This window comes from Wolbachia endosymbiont (group B) of Parapoynx stratiotata (assembly GCF_947250635.1).
Classification (GTDB): domain Bacteria; phylum Pseudomonadota; class Alphaproteobacteria; order Rickettsiales; family Anaplasmataceae; genus Wolbachia.
Window position 1 is genome coordinate 340436 of record NZ_OX366335.1, and the last position, 21651, is coordinate 362086.

19 protein-coding genes, 1 tRNA gene and 1 pseudogene are annotated in these 21651 nt (G+C 34.2%); 8 read left to right on the plus strand and 13 right to left on the minus strand.

All coding sequences use genetic code 11. The features are described 5' to 3' along the window. Positions 1–270 precede the first annotated feature (270 nt). The 3 genes from OOT12_RS01540 to OOT12_RS01550 are packed head-to-tail and all read right to left on the minus strand — an operon-like array spanning position 271 to position 1998. On the minus strand, positions 271–672 hold the full coding sequence (locus tag OOT12_RS01540; RefSeq protein WP_264685340.1) for a helix-turn-helix domain-containing protein: 402 nt from the start codon (positions 670–672) through the stop codon (positions 271–273). A gap of 1 nt (position 673) precedes the next feature. Then, positions 674–1009, minus strand: a complete 336-nt coding sequence (locus tag OOT12_RS01545; protein WP_264685341.1) for a helix-turn-helix domain-containing protein — start codon at positions 1007–1009, stop codon at positions 674–676. Positions 1010–1053: 44 nt separating this feature from the next. Continuing rightward, complete coding sequence (locus OOT12_RS01550) at positions 1054–1998, minus strand: hypothetical protein (protein ID WP_264685400.1); 945 nt, start codon at positions 1996–1998, stop codon at positions 1054–1056. 177 nt (positions 1999–2175) lie between these two features. Here OOT12_RS01550 and OOT12_RS01555 point away from each other — a divergent pair, with 177 nt between their 5' ends. Continuing rightward, on the plus strand, positions 2176–3249 hold the full coding sequence (locus OOT12_RS01555; protein WP_264685342.1) for a hypothetical protein: 1074 nt from the start codon (positions 2176–2178) through the stop codon (positions 3247–3249). A 221-nt stretch (positions 3250–3470) separates the two neighbouring features. On the opposite strand, the pseudogene tnpA reads toward OOT12_RS01555, so the two are convergent. Then, positions 3471–3881, minus strand: a pseudogene (gene tnpA / locus OOT12_RS01560) (IS200/IS605 family transposase). A 174-nt stretch (positions 3882–4055) separates the two neighbouring features. Here tnpA and OOT12_RS01565 point away from each other — a divergent pair. The 3 genes from OOT12_RS01565 (at position 4056) to OOT12_RS07320 (ending at position 8544) form a co-directional block, all read left to right on the plus strand. Further along, complete coding sequence (locus tag OOT12_RS01565) at positions 4056–5441, plus strand: hypothetical protein (RefSeq protein ID WP_264685343.1); 1386 nt, start codon at positions 4056–4058, stop codon at positions 5439–5441. Between the two features lie 10 nt (positions 5442–5451). Beyond that, entirely contained in the window at positions 5452–7662 is a 2211-nt protein-coding gene (locus OOT12_RS01570) for a hypothetical protein (RefSeq protein WP_264685344.1), read from the plus strand. Between the two features lie 702 nt (positions 7663–8364). Beyond that, entirely contained in the window at positions 8365–8544 is a 180-nt protein-coding gene (locus OOT12_RS07320; RefSeq protein ID WP_406721036.1) for a methylated-DNA--[protein]-cysteine S-methyltransferase, read from the plus strand. Positions 8545–8585: 41 nt separating this feature from the next. On the opposite strand, the gene OOT12_RS01575 is transcribed toward OOT12_RS07320, so the two are convergent. From OOT12_RS01575 to OOT12_RS01585, 3 genes are all read right to left on the minus strand, one after another. Then, a complete protein-coding gene (locus OOT12_RS01575) occupies positions 8586–8948 on the minus strand; it encodes a helix-turn-helix domain-containing protein (RefSeq protein ID WP_264685345.1) in 363 nt (120 codons plus the stop codon). Between the two features lie 14 nt (positions 8949–8962). After that, positions 8963–9295, minus strand: a complete 333-nt coding sequence (locus OOT12_RS01580) for a helix-turn-helix domain-containing protein (protein ID WP_182309485.1) — start codon at positions 9293–9295, stop codon at positions 8963–8965. Positions 9296–9399: 104 nt separating this feature from the next. Next, complete coding sequence (locus OOT12_RS01585) at positions 9400–10059, minus strand: JAB domain-containing protein (protein WP_264338883.1); 660 nt, start codon at positions 10057–10059, stop codon at positions 9400–9402. A 327-nt stretch (positions 10060–10386) separates the two neighbouring features. Between OOT12_RS01585 and OOT12_RS01590 the strand changes: the two genes are divergently transcribed. Both OOT12_RS01590 and OOT12_RS01595 read left to right on the plus strand, forming a co-directional pair. Further along, entirely contained in the window at positions 10387–11157 is a 771-nt protein-coding gene (locus OOT12_RS01590) for a polysaccharide deacetylase family protein (protein WP_264375001.1), read from the plus strand. Positions 11158–11177: 20 nt separating this feature from the next. Further along, a complete protein-coding gene (locus OOT12_RS01595; RefSeq protein ID WP_052264843.1) occupies positions 11178–12734 on the plus strand; it encodes a penicillin-binding transpeptidase domain-containing protein in 1557 nt (518 codons plus the stop codon). A gap of 99 nt (positions 12735–12833) precedes the next feature. On the opposite strand, the gene lon is transcribed toward OOT12_RS01595, so the two are convergent. From lon to OOT12_RS01620, 5 genes are all read right to left on the minus strand, one after another. Then, entirely contained in the window at positions 12834–15290 is a 2457-nt protein-coding gene (lon, locus tag OOT12_RS01600; RefSeq protein WP_264375000.1) for an endopeptidase La, read from the minus strand. A 15-nt stretch (positions 15291–15305) separates the two neighbouring features. Next, entirely contained in the window at positions 15306–16583 is a 1278-nt protein-coding gene (clpX, locus tag OOT12_RS01605; RefSeq protein WP_264374999.1) for an ATP-dependent Clp protease ATP-binding subunit ClpX, read from the minus strand. Further along, entirely contained in the window at positions 16583–17209 is a 627-nt protein-coding gene (gene clpP / locus OOT12_RS01610; RefSeq protein ID WP_264374998.1) for an ATP-dependent Clp endopeptidase proteolytic subunit ClpP, read from the minus strand. The genes clpX and clpP overlap by 1 nt, the downstream gene beginning before the upstream one ends. 11 nt (positions 17210–17220) lie before the next feature. Then, the gene (gene tig / locus OOT12_RS01615) at positions 17221–18564 is read right to left on the minus strand and encodes a trigger factor (protein WP_264374997.1); all 1344 of its coding nucleotides are present in this window, start codon (positions 18562–18564) and stop codon (positions 17221–17223) included. Positions 18565–18719: 155 nt separating this feature from the next. After that, positions 18720–18801, minus strand: a tRNA-Leu gene (locus OOT12_RS01620). Positions 18802–19057: 256 nt separating this feature from the next. Here OOT12_RS01620 and OOT12_RS01625 point away from each other — a divergent pair. Continuing rightward, a complete protein-coding gene (locus OOT12_RS01625) occupies positions 19058–19657 on the plus strand; it encodes a BON domain-containing protein (protein ID WP_010406846.1) in 600 nt (199 codons plus the stop codon). Positions 19658–19921: 264 nt separating this feature from the next. After that, positions 19922–20881, plus strand: coding sequence for an IS110 family RNA-guided transposase (locus OOT12_RS01630; protein ID WP_264688607.1), 960 nt, complete (start codon positions 19922–19924; stop codon positions 20879–20881). A 226-nt stretch (positions 20882–21107) separates the two neighbouring features. Here OOT12_RS01630 and OOT12_RS01635 read toward each other — a convergent pair whose 3' ends face one another. Continuing rightward, positions 21108–21413 (minus strand): hypothetical protein, encoded by a 306-nt coding sequence (locus OOT12_RS01635; protein ID WP_264374996.1) that lies wholly within the window; start codon positions 21411–21413, stop codon positions 21108–21110. Between the last annotated feature and the right edge of the window lie 238 nt (positions 21414–21651).

Here is a 21651-nt window from a genome sequence, read left to right on the forward strand (position 1 = left end):
TAGGTTATGTATAAATATTTTACAGCGCAATATTTATTTTAAAAATGCAAGTTTTGGATTAAGGAAAAACAGAAAAGACCGGAAAGTAAAGTAAACTCAATAATTACAAAATAGAATACAGTCTTCTGGAATAAAGTAATTTTTTGCGCGAAACAGTGCTATCCATGTTAAAGAATTAAAAAAATGGAATTGCTGTCTTTCTATAGTAAAAGTACAAATAACTGATTAGGTGGCTTTAGGAAAGAATGCTGAAACAATACCTTAACTTCTCTACTCTGAGATTGATGTGCATTTAACATCCCCTTTGAAGCCCGTATTAGCAAGAGCTTTAATCACTAAATGAATAATGTCACACAATGTTTCATCCTTAATTTTTCTATATTCCCTCACTAGTCTTGATATTTCTTCGCTGCCTACATCGCTACGAAAGGCCTTATCATGCAAGTCTTCAGAGGCTTTGGTGAAAAAATATGACATATCAACTGACAAAACTTCTGCCAATTTATACAACCTATCGATTATAAGCCTTACCTCTCCAGTTTCATATCCCTGTATATGCTGAAATGAAATTCCAAGCTTTTTTCCTAAGTCCCTTTGGCTAAAACCACACATTAGCCTTCTTTTCCTTATTCTTTCACCTATTTGCTTATCGATAGGATGTTGTATGGTCATTTTACGTATCAGATAATATACTTTGAGAAAAAGATTTTACCAATATATAAACTACACTACGTAGCCTTTTGCTTTTAATTTCATTATATCCTTTAACTAATTTTAGTATTTCTTCATCATAGTCTTCATGTAAGTCGGCATGCGTATCAGTAAAAAAGTTAGAAACATCTATCGGTAGTGCTTTTGCTAAATCATATAATCTACTGGCCAAAATCTGATTTGAGCCATTTTCGTACCTTTGTATCTGTCTATATGAAACACCTATTCTTTTTCCTAATTCAGTTTGTGTTAAACCACAGTATAACCTAAGTTCCTTTATTTTTTTGCCTAATTGCATCTTTAATTTTAGCTACTCAATTTACAACAAATTTTATGAAAAAGCTAGCAAAGGAATTGCTTTAATAATATCTGCCTTTTGCTGATTAAATTATGCGATCTTTTCTCAATTTCCCTCATCTCTTTTTCTCGTTCTGCAATGCTATTTCGTATTACTTCAGCTGAATATCTACTTTTGCCATTTGCAAACTCCGATCTTAATCTCCTGACCTTATATTCGAGCTCAGCAAATCTTTCATGCTGCTCAAGGAGTTCTATCATGTGACTAATTTCAGAATTTAGCTTTTTTTCCTCAATATCTCTCACAATAAAAGAAAGCAGAAGCTTATCTATTTGGTAATCAATATTTGGTTGAGCAGCAAATAGATCAATCATGGCTTTTACGTCAGTGGGATTTGCAACTAGTAAGTTAAAATTACTACATAAAAAACTATAGAATTTTATTGTCTTCTCAAGATAATTTTTCATATCTTGTGATAATTGCAATTCCTTGTGAATTCCTGACAGCAATATTTTCAATTCTTCCAAGTATTCTACATCAAAATCACCTACTTCTGTAGGTAAAAGGATCATTAGCAGCTTTTTTACAAGCTCAACATCATTTGACTTAACTGCATTATAAAGAGCTTTTTCTTTATCTTTTTTTAAATCATAAAGCTCTGATGAGTTATCTATGCTGAACAGGTAATTTGCCACTTCAGTGTTTCCTTGAGGAGAATAGATTAAAATGTCTACTTCCCTTAGGGGGTGATCATCATTAAACTTTTCTAACAACTCTTTATCGGTAATTTCCTCTATCGCTACAGCAGCTTTACTGATCTTTTTCAGCTCAGAAACATTATCTCTTGAATTTTCAAGTATGTCTTTAGCCTTGTCTAGCAGCTGCTCATATAGAATTATTTTTTCTTCATTATCAAGTAGCTGACAATGCTTCTTCAACTTTTCAGTGGAGTAAGACAAGAGATCCATTTCTTTCAGTTTTACAATCACAATACCCAACTTTGATTGAAATTGAAATAATTTTTACAAGATGTGTTTTTCTAGTGTAAATGCCCGTTAAACTTGTTATTATAACTCAAAGTAAATCAATAAGTCGTGTAATATTAACAATTAAATAATATTTATCACGATATGATCGAATAGTAATGAAATTAAGTGAGGGTTACAATGAAAAAAATAAATGGTAAAAAATTGTCTAGTAAAATGTTAAAAGCGGTAGAGCGAATAGCAAAAGAAGGGTTGTTACCTAATTTTATAAAAGCTGTTCCAACAGCAAATAAAAAGATTAGTAAATTACCTGTATTGGAATATCCTGAAGAGCTCAATCCATTTCGATCAGCTTTATGCAAGATAAGGCTAAATGAATATGAAAATATGAAACTAAATGAATTTTTGGAGAAAACCATTGCAGCTAGAAATGTAAACGAGTTAAGTAAAGTTATCGATGAAGCTTTGGACTTAGGGATAAGAATAAATGCTTGCAACAAAGATGGCTTTAGCCTTGCTAACGTTACAATGTTTAAGATGTATCGTGATGAGTTCAAAGGAAATAAACAAGAAGATATAATCAGGAAGTTAGCCTTACATGGAGCAGATTTTAATGTACAAGTTGATAAGAAAATAGCTGAAAAAGTGCAAAAAGAAATTGAGCCACAAATATATAGTAGGCTCAAAAAGCTCAGAGAAATCGGAGAGAACGCTACTATAGAAGGAACTGTTGAAAATGTAGAAATTGATAATAAGACCTTCTATATGGAATTTTCACATAGCTGCATAGTTGATGTTGCCAAAGTTGTAGAAGGCGCAAAAAACTTGGGCCTGAGCAAGGGAGATTTAAATCTCGGTGGCAATATCATAAAAATAGGTGATGGTGAAGTTGAAGTTAAAACTGGGAAGGACGGCAAAAGAGACTACGTGGATATATCAGATAGCAGTGCTTTTGCAGTCACATTTTATACTAGCCTAGGAGAGCTAAATTTAATGGTATATCATGACACAGAAGACTATCATCAAGTACAAGTTGAGGTGGAAAACGAAGAAATGTGGAATGAGTTGCAAAAAATAGGAGAAATCATAGGACAGGGGTGTTTATTTGGTGGAATGTCTATTAAAGAAGCAGTAGAAAGAGGCAGTTTTACTAGGTGTGGAAGGTGGGGTGACCAAAATTCTAAAAGTAGTGAGACCTTTTCTTGGGTGAATAAATTAAAAAATAACAAGACGACATCCGTAGGACGTTCTTGATCGGAGGCTATGTTTTTACATAGCCTTGAGGAATAAACTATTATAAAGATTTATATAAAGTAATTCTTGAATTTTAATTTAAATTAGGGAATATTAAATAATGAGGTCAATAGCTTAAAGATTTTTCTTGAAAAATTTACCATAACTTGTTCGAGATTCTCCTTGAAAGACAAGTACAGAAAAACTCAACAACCATCACCTATAAGGTGAAGGGTTAAAATTCAATCAATTTGAAATTGATCATTGTCATGAATCGGCTCACCTTCCTGTATTGATATATACTTTTGTATCACTTCATCTGTCAGAACTCACTGCTAAGTATCCTCTAGCCCATAACCCAAAATTGTTTTCGTAAACTTGCGAAATCTTGCATCAGCAACCTCGAACTCGTTCCCTTAAAAAGTTGTACAATTTTACTAATACTTTACTGTGGTTTATATGATATAAACATATGAATGTGATCTACAGTTACCTTACCTGAGATAATTTGGATCTCATTTTCTATGGCAATCTGTCTTAGCAGTTCTCTAACTCTTACAGCAATTTGGCCTATCAGAATCCTTTTGCGATATTCGGGAATCCATACCAAGTATATCATACTTAGAGTGCGTATTGTATCCATAACGTCGCATATGCGACTATTGTAACTTTTCCTTCGCCTCAAGGCGAGATAATCCCCGAGGGGGGACACTAACTTTTACTTCCCTGAGTTTGCATGCAATTCTTCCATATCTTGGTAATTTTAGTGTTGTAATTTGATTATAATTTTTACATAATATCATGAATTTTAAATAGGAGGGTTTATAATGCCAAGGAAAAAAGTAGAACGTCACGCTACAATACTTAAGAAGCTACAAGATAATGTTAGACATACGGATTCTAATATTACTGCTGGAAGGCGCTTAACTATTGAAAGGTGGGTAAAAACCTATATGAGACAGGTAGAATATCTTAAAGATGATGGGTTACAATTTTTATACAATGTATTCCAAGATGAAAGTTGTTGGTCAGGTATGAAATTGAATAATGTAACGTTAGGTCAGAAACTAGTTGAAGAAAAAGTAGGTGGAATAAAGAATCCACTTTCTAGATATGATATGGCATGCAGGTATTGTGTGATAGATAAAATTCCTCGGCTTTTTGAGGAGAAGTTTGAATTTCATAAGGGTAGGTTTTCTCCTGATGCAGTAGATAGTGATGGTAGACCTGCAGCTAGCAACAACAAGTACATAAGAAGTGATCTATTAGGGTCTATGGAAAGCTATGATCCTGTGTTTAGTTTCTGGATTGACCGAGAATCTGAAGGATTAAAATTAAAAGAATATAGCAATGTAGAAGGTTTTAGAGGAGCTGTAGGTTTTAGATGGAGCGAGGGAGTAGAATATTTTTATGACCGTTTAAGTGAAAAAGAGAGAGAGAAGGAAATTATCGGTGCAATTACTACCTTATCCTCTGCTCAATGTAATCATAATGGTGCTGTTATTTTAGATTTTTGTCTGAACAAAATGAATGCTCAAGGAAAAAACAAACTGTTGAAAAACTCTGAGTTATCAAAAAAAGACAAAGGAATATATTCTCTTTTTAGCGTGTTAATACACCAAAATTTTTTTGATACAGTTCAAACTATAGTTCCAATGTTTAAAAATAAAATATTAGAGGATAGAATACTTTCACCTAAGGATTATGCTCTTCTTCTTTCTTCCCTTTCGGATAAGATCGTTGAAAGTCCTACCTTAAGTACTCAAGCTAGAAAGGTTATGATAGATCTTATAAAGTGTGGTAATTTTAATAGCCACGAAAGAGAGGAAGAAAAGACTGCAGTCTTTTTTTCCAATGGCACAGTGCCAATCAAACATGCTCTTGCAGGATTGATCATTGACTTGGAATTGAGTAGCGGAATAGGTAGTGTTGCAAATGTAAAAAAGAGTGAAATATTAGAAATATTGAAGTTTGCTAAGAAGTTTTGTTCAGCTACAGACTTTAAAAATCTTGAAAAGTCTATAGTTAAAAATCTAAAGATGGTTGGCAGAGCTGGTATGAAAGATGATATAGATTATGATAAATTGGCAGAAAAGCTATTTTCTGAGTTAGAGAAGGAAGCACCTACGCCTCCTCAAGGTGGTGGCTCTGGTGATCCACAGTCTATGTTAGGGAGTGCTGGAGTTAGTGGATTTTCTTGTCACAGAAGATAGAGGTGTTTATATGCATGGTAACGGTGAAAACATTGGGTTAATGAGAAGTCTGTTAAATGGAAATTGCCAAGGTTTTGTGGAAAGGTTTGAATCTTTTTTAGATCAGAGTCCATCTTTTTTACATTCTGTCGGTAAAGACCGTTTCTTTCCTGCATTTTTTTTCGGTATGTTTGCTACTGCACATGATTCTGATGTTGCAAACAATAATGAAAGGATTTTTTTTCGCTTTGATAATAATCCAGATAATCATAGAAGGGGAAATTTAAAGGTTGCTGTTTTAACTAATGAGGTAGATCAAAGAAATAACAGAGTTGTAAGGTGTTACACTATTGCTGATAGGCAAAACAGTTTTGGCTCAAGATTTAGTGAAGAAGAGAGGCAGTGGGTAGAAGACGAGCTGCAGAGGCAGGGTATTAGAAGAAGGCAAATAGCTTGGCAGGAGTATAAAACATTTGTATGGGCATGGAATCAGGGGGAAGATGAGGAAGAAGAAGCAGTAAGGTGCATGCAATTTCGTGAGGGAGAAGCATTTACTGGAAATTCAGCATCTCCGTGTGATGGCTTTGATGAAATTACCAGAACACCTGGATTGCAAAATAATTATTTACCAAATTTAATAAATGGGTTAGCAGACAATAATGCAGTTAATATAAGAGATAATATTGAAGATGTTTTACAGTATATTCTGGATACATATGATAGGTATAACCAATCGTTAAACTTTAATGGTATCGAGTCTGACTACCATGGCTTTTTGTCAGGCTTTCTGATGAATTTTAGGTACCGTCATGTAGTTGGCATTTATCTTGAATTGTTTATAGGAGGAGGGTATACAGATATTACTTTTCTTGTGCGTGGTGTGCAGAGGTTAGGGGATTCTGTGCCTATCATAATTGAGCTTAAGGCAGGAAGAAGAAGTGCTGCAGATGCGTTAGAGCAAGCAGAGAACTACGTTAACAGATGTCCTGTTTCATCACTGTCTATCCATACCTCATCAGGCAATGCTGTCTGTGTGGGACTGAACTTTGACCTTAATCGTAGACGTTTTCAGCTTAGTACAGAAAATTTCTTAGAAAGGGAATATTCTTTAGTAGAAAGATTATTTGAACCCTTAGCAAATCAAGAAGTTGAAGAAAATGTTAGAGATTATTTACTCCATCCATCGTTTGGTGTACCTGCTGTACCTGGTGTGAGGAGTAGAGGTGGTGTCAGCGCTAGAGATAGAAGAGTATTTCTCTATACAACTGGGTTTACTTTTGGAAATACTGCATTTACAAGAAGAAGAGTTGTGTTAAGAGATGGAAATGAGGTATATGTAACTAATTACTTGTTTGAGTATCACGATAACGATAGGATGCTAGGTCCGCAAGGAGGAATTGCACAAGTAAATGTTGGAGATCGTGCTTTAACTATGGTTTTACATGTGTTATTAGGGAGGGAAGAGAGAGTTGTTGTATTTCATATTCGTCATATCTTAGTTCACCAATTTCCCAATGTGGGATTAGATTTAGCACAATGGCCAAATGCTACGGTTTATGAAGTGATGTGCCAATTAGACCCTAATAGAAGGAATGAAGATGATTTAGGCCTAACTGTTAATATAATACCATTCCAGTCACCTGCTAATTATCTGCAGAATAGAGGTAATGCTGTTTTTCAAGGTAACGTTTTACAAGTAGGTGGTGTTAGTAATGTGCACAGTGCTGCAGGCATAATGATGAATACTGGTTGGCAAGTACAAAATCGTCATGCACAAGTATTCCAAGCCATCTCTAATGTGTTATTTCCATTAAGGTGGACAGTAAATAGAGATAACGCTAGGGAAGCAGGGTTTCATTCTATATTGCATGGGTTATTTCACGCTTGTAGTAATCCAGCTAGGGTAATTATTGAGTTTCAGTTGGGAGGAGGGCAGAAAGTGGACTTGGTTCTGTTAAGATCTGTGGAAGCGAGAGATGGTACCCATCCAATTGTAATAGAGTTAAAGTTTGCTGGTACTGGAGAGCTACAGCGAAAAATTGTGGAAGCAAATACTCAGCTAGGTAGTTATTTTAATGCTAGAGGATATAAGCGTATTACCGACGGGGATACAGTAGTTTTAACGTACGCCATCTTCAATGATCGTGCGCAGAGGCCAAATACTCTTATATCAGTTAAGGATATTCTTCGTATAAAAGACAACTTAGGGCATAGTTCTGCAGATGATCTTCCTGGTAGATAAGGGTTATTGAGAGTTTATGTGTCAAATCTAGTGGTATAATGCTAATATATGGTCAAGAGTGTAGTGGTAGAATATATAAAAATTCACTATAAGTTTTCCTTGAATTTTCTTTTTATTTTAAAATTCATTGTTATTAACTCAGTATCATATATTATTAAAAACTTAAATAATATGATCACTTCCAGCAACCAAAACCGCTGCGGGGTGGATTGGTCTTGCGTAGCGTTTGAACTCTTTAATTTTAATATAAATCAATTTAAACTGTATCAGTACTGATTTCTTAAGTATGGCTAAATATCAGGTTATAACACCTGGAAAAAATAAAGAATCTATCGATATTTTATATGGTTACCACTCTACTATTTTTGGAAAAGCACTTATTGGAGTTATAGCTCTTTTTACAATAATCCGAACAGACCGTAATATGCTACTGGCCTGCTATAGCCATAAACACATATCTTATCGCATTCGGACTATTATAAGAAAGGCTATACAACACAAAGCATCTGTCACCTTTCTTTTTGTGATTTTGAAACTTCAGCTATTAAGATACTTGAAAAAGAGTGGCCACAAGCCTACCTGAAAGAAGATAGGCTAACAACGGCAAAAATTGTACGCAATATTTTTGACACACAAATACCTGAGAGATCATTTTCTTTGCTTGTTAGAGGAACAGACTTTCAAATTAAAGTCTGGCAAGCATTGATTTCGATTTCCACAGCTACAACAACAAGCTATGCCAATATTGCTCATATAATTGGTAAGCCAAAGGCCATACGTGCTGCCGCAAATGCAATTGCTAACAATCCAATTTCCTACTTAATACCATGCCATCGTGTTATTCGTAAGTCTGGAAAAATTCATAAGTACCGCGGGGAGTAGAACGCAAGAAGGCTATTCTTGCTTATGAAGCACTACTATACCTATCTATTAGTAAGAGCCTTTATCACTGAATGAATAATATCACGCAACGTCTCATCCTTAATTTTCCTGTATTCCCTTACTAGCCTCGATATTTCTTCGCTACCTACACCACTATGAAAGGCCTTATCATGTAAATCCTCAGAGGCTTTTGTAAAAAAATATGACATATCAACTGACAAAGCTTCTGCCAAATTATACAACCTATCAACTATAAGCCTTACTTCTCCAGTTTCATATCCTTGTATATGCTGAAATGAAATTCCAAGCTTTTTTCCTAAGTCTCTTTGGCTAAAACCACACATTAGCCTTTTTTTCCTTATCCTTTCACCTATTTGTTTATCAATAGGATGTTGCATACCCATTTTTTAAAGCAATACTAACTCTTATTGTAACTTTGAGAAAAAGATTTTACTAACATATAAACTACACTACGCAACCTTTTGCTCTTAATTTCATTATATCCTTTGACTAACTTTAACACCTCTTCATCGTAAGCTTCATGTGAGTCAGCGTGCATATCAGTAAAAAAGTTAGCAACATCTATCGATAGGGCTTTTGCTAAGTCATATAGTCTACTGGCTAAAATGTAATTCGAACCATTTTCGTACCTTTGTATCTGTCTATATGAAACACCTATTCTTTTTCCTAATTCAGTTTGTGTCAAACCACAGTATAACCTAAGTTCCTTTATTTTTTTGCCTAATTCCACCTTTCATTGCTAATTTTATTTGTTTAAGCTTACAGCGAATTTCTTAATTCATAAAGTGGAAAAAAAAGAAGGAAAGCTAGAGAACTTTCCTTCCGGGTTACAGATTACAATAAGCCACTGTCATAAAAACTAAAGTGGCTCTTCTGTGTTACGATTATATGATCTATCAATTTCATTCCTACATTTTCGCAGGTTGCAGCTAATGTGAGTGTGTTATCCTCATCCTCCTTTGATGGTTCTATATCTCCGCTTGGATGATTATGTGAAATTGCAACAGATGCTGCATCAATCAGTAATCCCTGTTTTATTATTTCCCTCACATACAGAGGTACTCTGTCTATAGTTCCACAGTCTTGAATATACTCATATATTAAATGACCACCTCGATCTAAGTATACCACTCGTAAGCTTTCCTTTCGTGACTGCCCTATTGCTGCTTTAAAGTATTTTAGTAGCTCTTCTCTATTATCAAGAATCGACAGCTTTTTTAACTTGCCTTTCAATATCCTATCAAAAATCTCTTTCAGACAAAAGATACTTGCTATTGCTCCATCATTCATTCCTGTAACATTTTTTAGCTCATGAAAATCAGCATTAATTACCCTTCCTAAACTACTAAAGAGCTCCATTAGCCTTTTGGCAACTTCTCTTCCTTCTGCATATCCAGACAGAGTACGTTCTAGTAGCTCGTGATCCAATAAAGACCTGCCTCTGCTTGATAGAATACGAGTTTCCAATTTTTCTTTTCTCTCACTATTATTCATAAAAACCTCCAAGGTCAACATTATATACAAATTCAGCGCCAGCTTTCTGACGCAATAGTTCTCGAGGAATAACCCTTTTGAACTCTAAATTTGCAATGTTGTCCTTGTTGCTTTAAAAGCTGGAATACCATTTGCCATGTGAATTTGTGCATTAACATTTACTGTGCTGGTTCCCTGAAGTGCAACGGTATTTATATTTGCAATCATACTATATTATATAAAGTTATTAATATAATATATTGATAAAGTAACGAAGTAAACGGTAGCTGTTAAAAGTGGTTTAATTTAGCAAAAAAGTGTAGTACTCTATCACTTTGCTGATTATATATGTTTATAAGAATAATCGCTTTTCTTTTGCTATATTCAAGCGCAGTTTTCTGTAGTGATTGTAACTTTAACTTACCATATCGTGGGCTCAGTTGTGATTTGGATCTATCATATAGAAATTTAAGTAATATAAAGAAATTATTGAATAACAAAGATAAGTTTGTTGCACTTACGTTTGATGATGGACCGTCTTATAATAGAGCGGGAGATATTATTAATATTCTGGAGAGCAATGAAACAAAAGCGACATTTTTTGTGCTTGGTGGACGTATAAATAAAAAAACATATGAGATAGTAAAGAAAATCCATGAAGCAGGTCATGAGTTAGGCAATCACTCTTGGTCGCATAGGAAGTTGACATCACTTTCAAGTGAGGAACAATTGCAAGAGCTGGAAAAGACAAATATAGCAATTAAAAATGTAACAGAACAGAATGTAAAATGGTTTCGTCCACCATATGGATGTCACAATGATAATTTGATCGAAAATACTAATCGATTAAATATGTGTTCCATACTATGGACAGTTGATTCTCTGGATTGGCAAGGTGATAAATCAGAGATTTTGGTTGAAAGAGTTTTAAGCAATGTACATAATGGAGCGATTATATTGTTCCATGATCACGATAACAAATCAAATACAGTTGAAGCTTTACCTCAGATTATTGAAATACTAAAAAAATCGGGTTACAAACTTGTTACCTTAAGTGAGTGGGAAGAAAGGGTTTGTGATGTAGTGAAAGCTAGAAATGTGCCAATAAAAGGAGGATGAGTGCGTTCTAAAGGAATTCTATGTGGACAAAAAACAAGGTCTTCAACCGCAGGGCATTCATATTAGGTGGTATTCAGCTTACTATTTCTGCTATTTTTAGTTATAGGTTGTATACTTTACAAGTACGAGATAGACAAAAATATGAAGTGCTATCCAATAATAATAGGATAAAAGTTGTTACTATTGTGCCTAAACGAGGCAGGATTTTGGATAGGAATAGCGTTGAACTCGCAGTAAACAAAATTTCGTATATTGTTTTATTTGATGGGCAAAAAACCTTTACTAGGGAAGTTGATTTGCAGATGTTATCAGAAATTAAACCTGATGCAACAAAATCATCAGATACAAAAATAACTGCTCTTTATAAACGTTATTACCCGTTTGGTTCGATATGTTCTCATATAATCGGATATACAAAAAGACAGCAAGACATAAATGAAGCAGGGGTTAGTGGAATTGAATATACATATGATCATGTATTAAAAGGCAAGACCGGAAAATCTGAGCAGGAAATAAATTCTAAGAAGCGTATCATGAGAGAGTTATCTAGCATACCGCAGCAAGACGGACAAGATATACAGCTGACAATTGATGTTGATTTACAGAAGAAAATTGCAGAGATATTTAAAGACCACCAAGGTTCCACAGTGGTAATTGATGTAAATAACGGAGAAATTTTAGCATTATATAATTCACCTTCTTACGATAACAATCTTTTCACTAGCAGATTATCAAATGAAACTTGGAAAAATTTAAATAATCCTTCATTACCGCTTGTAAACCGTGCATTATCATATCAAATTCCACCTGGTTCAATATTTAAAATAATAGATGCGCTTGCGGGTTTAAAAGATGGAATAATAACACCAGAAGAAAAGTTCTCGTGTAGGGGCTATATGAAAATAGGTGAACGAAAATTTCGTTGCCTAAAAAGCAAAGTCCATGGATATGTATCTTTAAACGAGGCAATGGCCTTCTCATGCAACACTTACTTTTATAATATAGGAAAAAAAATAAATGTAGATTCTCTACTAGAAATGGCTAGCAAATTTGGTATAGGAAGTGGACCATTAATTGGAATGTTTAAGGAAGAAGCTCCGGGATTGTTGCCTGATGTGGATTGGCGTGCACGCAAGCTATATTCAGAGTGGTATTTAGGTGATACCATTAACTTAGTTATAGGACAAGGGTATTTACTTACAACGCCATTACAGCTTGCGGTTCTTGCAGCGAGGGTTGCAACAGGAAAGGAGGTAATTCCCCACATTGAGATGAGTAAATCAGGGCAAGACTTTCTTGATATTGATGTGAATCATGAGCATCTTAGTGTGGTTCGAAAAGCTATGTTTGACGTGGTGAATTCTAACTATAGAAAAGGACTAGGCAGTATACAAATTGCTGGCAAAACCGGAACACCAGAGATAAACTCTAAAGGTGAAAGTCATAAATTGTTTATCGCTTATGGCCCCTACCATGATCCGCGCTATGCAATCTCAGTGTTTATAGAACATGGTAAAACTCCACGCCAAGATGTTGCAATTGCTAGTGAGATATTGCAATATATGCTTGAAAAATGAACTTATGAAATTGCCATATATGTTACTTGTAATTTATATATTCAAATCAGAGCTTTGAGGTTAAAAAAAAGAAACGAAAATTGCATAAACCTTTTCAATTTAGTGCTTTAATGTTTCTGATGAAGGGAAGGTATTATCCTTATTTTCTATGGAGGTAGACACACTAATTTCGTTATTATCATCAATTGAAGTAATAGGGTGCATCAAAGCAACTTTTATAACTTCATCAATATTCTCAGCAAAAATTACATTGATTTCTTCTTTTATATTTGCAGGAATCTCTTGCATATCTTTCTCATTTTCACTTGGTATAATCACAGTTTTGATTGATCCTCTTAGCGCAGCAAGCAATTTTTCTCTCAAACCCCCAATAGCCAACACTCTACCACGCAATGTTACTTCACCTGTCATAGCAACACTTTTGTTAACTGGTATATTTGTCATAAGAGAAACAATAGATGTACATACTGCACTGCCAGCAGAGGGACCATCTTTTGGCACAGCACCCTCAGGTACATGCAAATGTATATCATTATTTTGAAATTTTTCGGGTTTTATACCGAAAAATAAACAATTTGATCGCACATAACTATACGCAGCTTTTATAGACTCTTGCATAACCTCTCCAAGCTTTCCTGTGTATTTTATTTCCCCCTTGCCCGGAATTAGGACTGACTCTATCATTAAAATATCACCACCTGTTTCAGTATAGGCGAGACCAGTTACTACCCCTACCAAACTCTCATTTTCTGCAATGCCAAAGGTATACTTACGTACCCCTAGGTAATCTTGTAAATTACCAACCTCTACGGATATTTTCTTATTTTTATCAGTTAATATTGCTTTAACTGCTTTTCTCATGAGCTTTGCAAGTTCCCTTTCCATGCTTCGCACGCCGCTCTCACGTGTATATAAACGTATCAACTCGTATAATGCTTCATTAGTTATTTTCCACTCCTTCTGATGCAAACCATGCTCTTTTTTTAATTTTGGAATAAGGTGATGCGTAGCAATACTGATCTTCTCATCTTCGCTATATCCAGATAATTGTATAATTTCCATCCTATCACGCAAAGGATGTGGCAAATTTAAGCTGTTTGCCGTAGCTACAAACATTACACTTGAAAGATCAAATTCAACTTCCAAGTAATGATCCGTAAAGTGTTTATTGTGCTCAGTATCCAAAACCTCAAGTAATGCAGATGCAGGATCACCACGCGAATCAGAACCCATCTTATCTATTTCATCAAGCAGGAAAAGCGGGTTGCATGAATTAGCTTTTTTCATGTGTTGAATGATTTTACCAGGCATTGAGCCAATATAAGTTTTCCTGTGTCCTCGTATTTCAGACTCATCACGTATACCACCAAGAGATATGCGAACAAAATCTCTTCCTACTGCTTTTGCCATAGACTTAGCTAAAGAAGTTTTACCAACACCAGGTGGTCCAACTAAGCAAAGTATAGGACCCTTTATCTCTTTTACTCTCTTTAATACTGCTAAAAATTCTATTATTCTATCTTTTACTTTCTCTATGCCATAATGATTTTCATCTAAGATTTTTTTAGCCGCATTTAAGTTAATTTTTGCATCTTTGTACTTTCCCCATGGCAAATCAAGCAACCAATGCAAGTAACTAGATATAACTGTTGCTTCAGGAGAAATGGGATTCATTTTCTTATATCTCTTTAAGTCAGTTATGGCTTTCTCTTTTGCTTCCTCAGAAAGCTTTGTTTCATTTATCTTTTTTTCAAATTCATTGAGTATATTCCCTTCATCTCCATTTTCAAACTCACCTAATTCTTTCTGTATAGCTTTTAATTGCTCATTAAGGTAGTAAACTTTTTGAGTACTTTCAACCTGTGATTTAATTGTCTTATACAAGCGGTTTTGTGCACTCAAAATACTTATTTCTCTCTCAATAAGAGCAAAAACTTTTTTTAAACGCTCTTTTGGGTTATAAACTTCAAGTATGTTTTGCTTATCTGATACCTTTATATTTAAGTGCGAAGCTATCACATCTACAATTTGATTAACCTCTTTAACTTGATCAATAGGGTCAATAATAATCTCGGGTCGACTTTTCTTGCTTAGTTTACACCAATTGTCGAATGCATCTATAACAGAACGCCTTAAAGCTTCTAAATCAATATTATCTTCATTTTCTCCATACTCATAATGACCATCTAACGCTACTCTGGCCTGTAACAAAGTGTGAGAGCTAATATATTCTATAACTCTTCCCCTTCTTACCCCATGAATCATGACTTTTACTGCATTGTCAGGCAGTTTTATTAATGGTTGTATAATGTTTGCTAACACGCCTACTTCATAAAGATTCTCTGGCTCTGGATTATCAATAGAACCATCTTTTTGTGCTATGAGAAAAATCTCGTTTTGGTGACTACTGCTACTTATTGCATACTCTAGTGCATGAACAGATTTTTCTCTACCTACGAATAAAGGCAACATTATATTTGGAAAAATTACTACATCTCTTAGAGGTAATACTGGTAATACAGTAGAATTAAAGTTTACAGCACGTCCAATACTCATAATATATGCCTCAAATTAATCATTAACCGTTATAACACTACCCTTATTATTATGATTAATCGTCGCTTTGCCTAATTCTACCATTTTCTTAGTAACCGTTATAGCGCTACCTTCAAAACCTCCATTGCCAGCTGTATACATAACATCAAGCAAAAGTGACTCTAAGATAGCACGTAACATCCTTGCACCTGTTTTATAGCTTATAGCTTTTTTAGCAATAGCTGATATTGCTTCATCTGAAAACTCAAGGTTTACTTTACTAAATGCAAGCAATGCTTTATATTGTTTTACTAGCGCATTTCTTGGCTCTGTCAACACATGTATTAAATCCTCGTGATCCAGCTCATCTAGAACAGCAGTTATTGGAACCCGTCCTACAAATTCGGGTATCAAACCGAATTTGATTAAGTCCTCAGGTTGAACATCATGTAAAGCATTTTTTTTCTTTTGTTCTTTATACTGACTTATGTCCGCACCAAAGCCAACTGATGTTCCCTTTTTTCTTGCCTCAATAATTTTATTTAGGCCTTCAAAAGCTCCTCCACAAATAAATAGTATGTTACTAGTGTCTACTTGTATAAACTCTTGTTGCGGGTGTTTTCGCCCTCCTTGTGGAGGAACATAAGCAACCGTACCTTCCATGATTTTTAGTAGAGCTTGTTGGACCCCTTCACCTGAAACATCACGGGTTATTGAAGCGCTTTCAGACTTTCTTGTGATCTTGTCTATTTCATCGATAAACACTATACCATGCTGTGCCTTTGCAACATCATAATTTGCAGCTTGTAATAGACGTGACAACACGCTTTCTACATCATCACCTACATAACCTGCCTCAGTCAAAGTTGTCGCATCGGCCATAGCAAATGGCACATCTGAAACTTTAGCAAGTGTTTTTGCTAGCAAAGTCTTACCAGAACCAGTAGGGCCAATAAGCATTATATTTGACTTCTCAATTTCAATATCACTTATAGAATGAAGTTGCACCATGGATTGACAATGGTTATACATAGCCACAGATAAAACGTGTTGCGCATGTTCCTGACCTACAACATGCTTACTAAGAAAAATTTTTATATCTTCAGGTTTCTTTAGTAATAGCTTCATATCAGATATATGATCTGAATTAAAAGCTCTCTCTTTCTTTTGACTTATTGCTTTATGGGATAACTCTATGCATTCATTACAAATGAACACCTTTAAACCATCTGAAGAGTTAGTAATCAATTTATCTACTTCGTTTTGTGCCTTGTTACAAAAAGAACAGTAGTGTAAATCATTATTGTTATCCATTAAACTACCTTTTGTTTAACTTTAATGTTTTCAATCTTAATATCTTTACGCTCAGCTATTACTTTATCAATCAAGCCAAGTTCCATTGCTTCTATAGGATCCAAAAATTTATCTCTTTCCATCATTCCTTCAATCTTCTTGAGTGAATGCCCAGTATGTTTTTCATAAATTTGATTTAGCTTTTTCTTAATTCGCAAAATTTCCTTAGCATGTATTTCTATATCAGTTGCTTGACCTTGATAACCACCAGATGGTTGATGTATCATAATTCTTGAATGAGGTAGAGAGTGGCGCTTACCTTTCGCACCAGCTGCAAGCAACAAAGAACCCATAGATGCAGCTTGACCTATACATAAAGTTGAAACGTCTGGCTTTATGTACTGCATTGTATCGTAGATTGATAAACCAGCAGTTACAACACCGCCTGGCGAATTAATATACATATGAATGTCTTTATCAGGATTTTCCGATTCTAAAAATAAAAGCTGTGCTACTATTACGCTGGCCATGTTGTCTTCAATAGGGCCAGTTACGAAAATTATTCTTTCTTTTACTAGCCTTGAATATATGTCATAAGCCCGCTCACCGCGACTAGTTTGTTCAACTACAATTGGTATAAGAGTCATACCTTTTCCTATCAAATATTATCAAATAATTCCTTTAATTCTTTCACAGAAACAATCTGTTCTTCTTTATTAGCTTTTTCTATCATATAATCTGTCACTTTATACTCAAGCGCTTGCCCTCTAACTAATTCCTGAAATTGTCCGTCTGATTTAAAATGTTTAAATACTCTGTCAAATGATAGATCTTTACTGACATATTGATTTACAATAACATTCATAATATCACTTTGAGTTAATGATATTTCATGTTCTTTACTGAACTCCATAAATAGCATTGCAAGCTTTACACGTCTTTCAGCTTCTTTACAAGAATCATCTTTAGCATTCAACTCTCTTTCCACTCTCTGCTGTTCCTGTTTTACTACTTCTATAGGCAAATCAAAACTATAACTAGCATCCAAACAATCAAATAGCTCTTTCTTAATTAAGAGATCTCCCATTTCTTTACACTGATTATCAATTACTTCTTTTACATGATTTATTAGCGAAGAATGATCTTCAAAACCAATTCTCCTAGCTATTTCATTATCACTTTGCAAATCTTCGGCAATCTGAATATCATTAACTCGAACAGAAAAAGCAGCCTCCTGCCCCGCAAGGGAAATTACCTGGTAATCTTCAGGAAATCTCAACTTAAAGCTTTTTGTTTCCCCTTTTTTCATGCCAATTAATTGATCTTCAAAACCATTTATAAATGTTCCAGATCCTAAATTAACAGTAAAATTTTTGCCACTTCCACCTTGAAAGAGCTTATTTCTAATTCGCCCTTCAAAGTCAATTATCAGTTTATCCTCGTTTTTTGCTTGATAAGAAGCATCATCAACAGAGACAAAGTTAGGAAATTTTGTTTTTATAGAATCAATAAATTCTTTTATGTCTCCCTCTTTGATTTTTGCCTTAACTTTCTTCAAATTTATTTTATCAAGATCTATTACTGGCACTTTTGGCATCGATTCAAAAGATAATTTGTACAGAAAGTCGCCTTTTTCATCCTTTTTATCCAGGTTTGGTAATGACATAATATCAACCTTAGGATGGATGTGAGACTTAACTTCGATTTTTTTCATTAAATCACTTGAGCAATAGTCAATCGTATCTTTTATCACATATTCCAAAGCTTCGTTTTTATAATTTGTAACAACAAGATCGTAAGGCATCTTTCCGGATCTAAATCCAGGCAATTTTGCATCCTTCGCTATTTCTTGTAATCTAGAGTTTATCTTTTGTTCTATATAATCACTACTAACTATGATTTCATACTCATACTTTAGTTTATCTACACTAAGTTCCTTATAGGTATATATATTACTTAATGTATCTGCTTCGACTGCATTTTGAGTTATATTACTAGACATTACAACCTGTTATCAATATTTTATTTATGTTTTTATAAAGCCATTTTAACAGAATTTAAGTTAAATACAATCCTTAAGAACAGGTTCTTATACAAACAAAAGTGTACTTAGTGATTATAAATTTTCTCTTAAAACCTGAGTTACATGACTTTAAGTGCGGATAGAGGGACTTGAACCCCCACGAGCAAGCTCACCAGGACCTAAACCTGGCACGTCTACCAATTTCGCCATATCCGCAAGAACCCTTCATTAACTTATAGATAACCACTTCTGTCATCTTATGCAATTTAAAGATTAGATTTTAGTACCACAGACTGAACTTATAATACTGGTTAACTCCACTATGAATCTAAGCCTGAATTACTTTAACTAACATTATTGAGATAAGTACTGTCTTAGAAATATTCAAGGCCTATTCAATTTATAGTATTTACACAATAAAAAAAGCTTATTAATATTCTTTAATTAAAGCTCTAAACTCTGGAAATTAATAATGAGATTAATAGCAAGCTTCTTACTCGCAATTTTTCTGATTACACAGAGTGGCTGTACGACTCTTGTGAGTGGTATAGTGGTAACAGCAACTGCAGCGGCTACAGCAATAACAATGCAAGATAAATCCTTGGGAAACATTATTGATGATACAACTATAGTAATAAGAATCAATAAGGGACTCTTAAAACACGGACTGTTCTCATCTATAAAAGTTAAAGTGAGTGAAGGAAGAGTATTACTCATTGGAAATGTTGATAATCATGAAAAGCAACTCACAGCAGAGAAAATAGCTTGGCAGCAAAAAGAGATTAAAGAAGTGATAAATGAAATAAGAGTCACACCAATTAAAATGGCTTCTATGCTAGATGTTACTGTAGATGGTATGATAACAGCAGAGATAAGCACGAGGCTTCTGGGAAAAAGAAATATTAAATCAATTAATTATAGCGTTAATACAGTTGATAGAGTCGTTTATTTGATGGGTATAGCTCAAAATAAGGCGGAATTAAAAGCTGTAATAGCAATTGCAAGAAAAGTAAAAGGAGTAAAGCAAGTTGTAAGCTATGTGAGATATAGACATAGCAAATTGCGTCATTGATGAAAATTTACTTGAGTGTTAGTACCATGTAGCTAAGCCATAAAACTTATATGTTAAAAACAAGTCTTTATAAGTATTAAGAAGTAGTAATATAAAGATGTATAGAGAAGAGGAACCGTCATAGATCTTGGTCATAAGGGACCGTATTGGAGCAAGGTTCTCTTCTCTGTTTATATACTGAATAGTTCCGAACAACTGATTGAGTTTTTAGGCTCGTATATAAGGGTGGAAAATGCAGTATTATATTATTCTTACGGAGGAATTATGAATTCATCAAATATCATTGCTGGCATTGATGTTAGCAAAAATAAGCTAGATATCCACATTCATCCACTTGGACATTATAAAGTATTTGAAAATGACGTTCAAGCTATTGATCAAATACTCGACTTTTTACGTTTGCATAATGTAACCAAAGTTGGACTTGAAGCAACTGGTGGGTACGAAAAATTATGTGCTTATACTTTACTAAGCCATGGTTTCGAAGTATATGTTATTCAACCTAGATGGGTTAGAGATTATGCAAAAAGCCTTGGTATCGCTACTAAAACTGATAAAATAGACTGCAGCATCATCTCACGTTATATCAATAATACAGATATGCGTGTTACTCCTTTAAAGGTTAGTAATATTGACAGTTTGAAGCAAAAGTTATCTCGCAGAAATCAATTAGTGGAAATGGCAAAAATACAAAAAACTCAAGCTCATCAAGTAACTGATATATCCATAATCAAACAAATGGAAGAACTACTTGCCATTTTGCAAAGTCAAATTCAAGTTTTAGAAGACGAGATGATAACATTGATTGAGCAAAGTCAAGAGCTTAAAGAAAAATACATATCAATAACTAGTATGCCAGGAGCAGGTAGAATCTTAGCTATTACTATGATCTGTTATCTACCAGAATTAGGAACTCTCCGACATAAAGAAATATCTAGCCTTTCTGGAGTTGCACCTTTTAATCGAGATAGTGGTTTTAGTAAAGGAAAAAGATGTATTCAAGGTGGTAGATCACAGATTAGAACAGTTTTACATATGTGTGTTCTTAGTGCACAAAAGTACAATTCTTATATAAGAATCTTCTTTGATAGGCTATACGATCAATACAAAAAACCATATAAAGTTGCTTCTACTGCTGCCATGAGAAAATTACTTATCCTTGCTAACTCTTTAATCAGAGATGGCAGGGTTTTTACTGAGGAATATAGCCCTAAAGCTGCTTAGATTGAAAATTAGTGTAGTTGTGGATAAGTGCGCTTACACAGACTGAAAGCACTTATCCACATCCACACTTCTTAAAAGAATTCAAATCAAATACTACAACTTAAATTACGTAAAATGTGTTAAAAGCATCTTTGGCTTTATAGTCCACTAAGTAAAAATTTATTTTTAGTATTTTTCTATTGACTTTTAACACAACTGCTCCTTTACAAATTTCGTCAGTTCATTCTTATGGTATGTATAACAATGTTACAAAAAATAATATCATAGAATTCAATAGAATAATTCCTAGAAAATCTCTACATACTAAAAAAAGTAAAATGCTATTTAACACTCCCAAGCTTAAGAATAAATAGCAAACATCTATATCTTGTGCGATATGGCGTTTTATTCCTGAGATTTTTTTACCAGCGTCATAGCCTTTTTCTTCATCAGTGTCTGCGTTCTTTACACTCTGAGTGTCAATCATGCAAAAGCTGATTTTTTCTTTCCAAACATTGTTTTGTCGGACCACACTAACTATTTTTTTTAACATGCACTCCAAAATACTTTTTTTTATTTCCTTTTACTTTTTCACTCCATTTTTGAAATAATCATAACAATTTGGCCATTTTGGAAACTCTTTTGGTAGCATCCTCCACTGATAACCACTTTTTAGGGCTTACAACACTCCGCAAATATATCATACAAATCAAGTTTTCTTGGTTTTGTTTTTTCCACAAGACTCCAGATCTGGTGAAATAATCTCAAACTTCTCTCGACTTATGTCACTT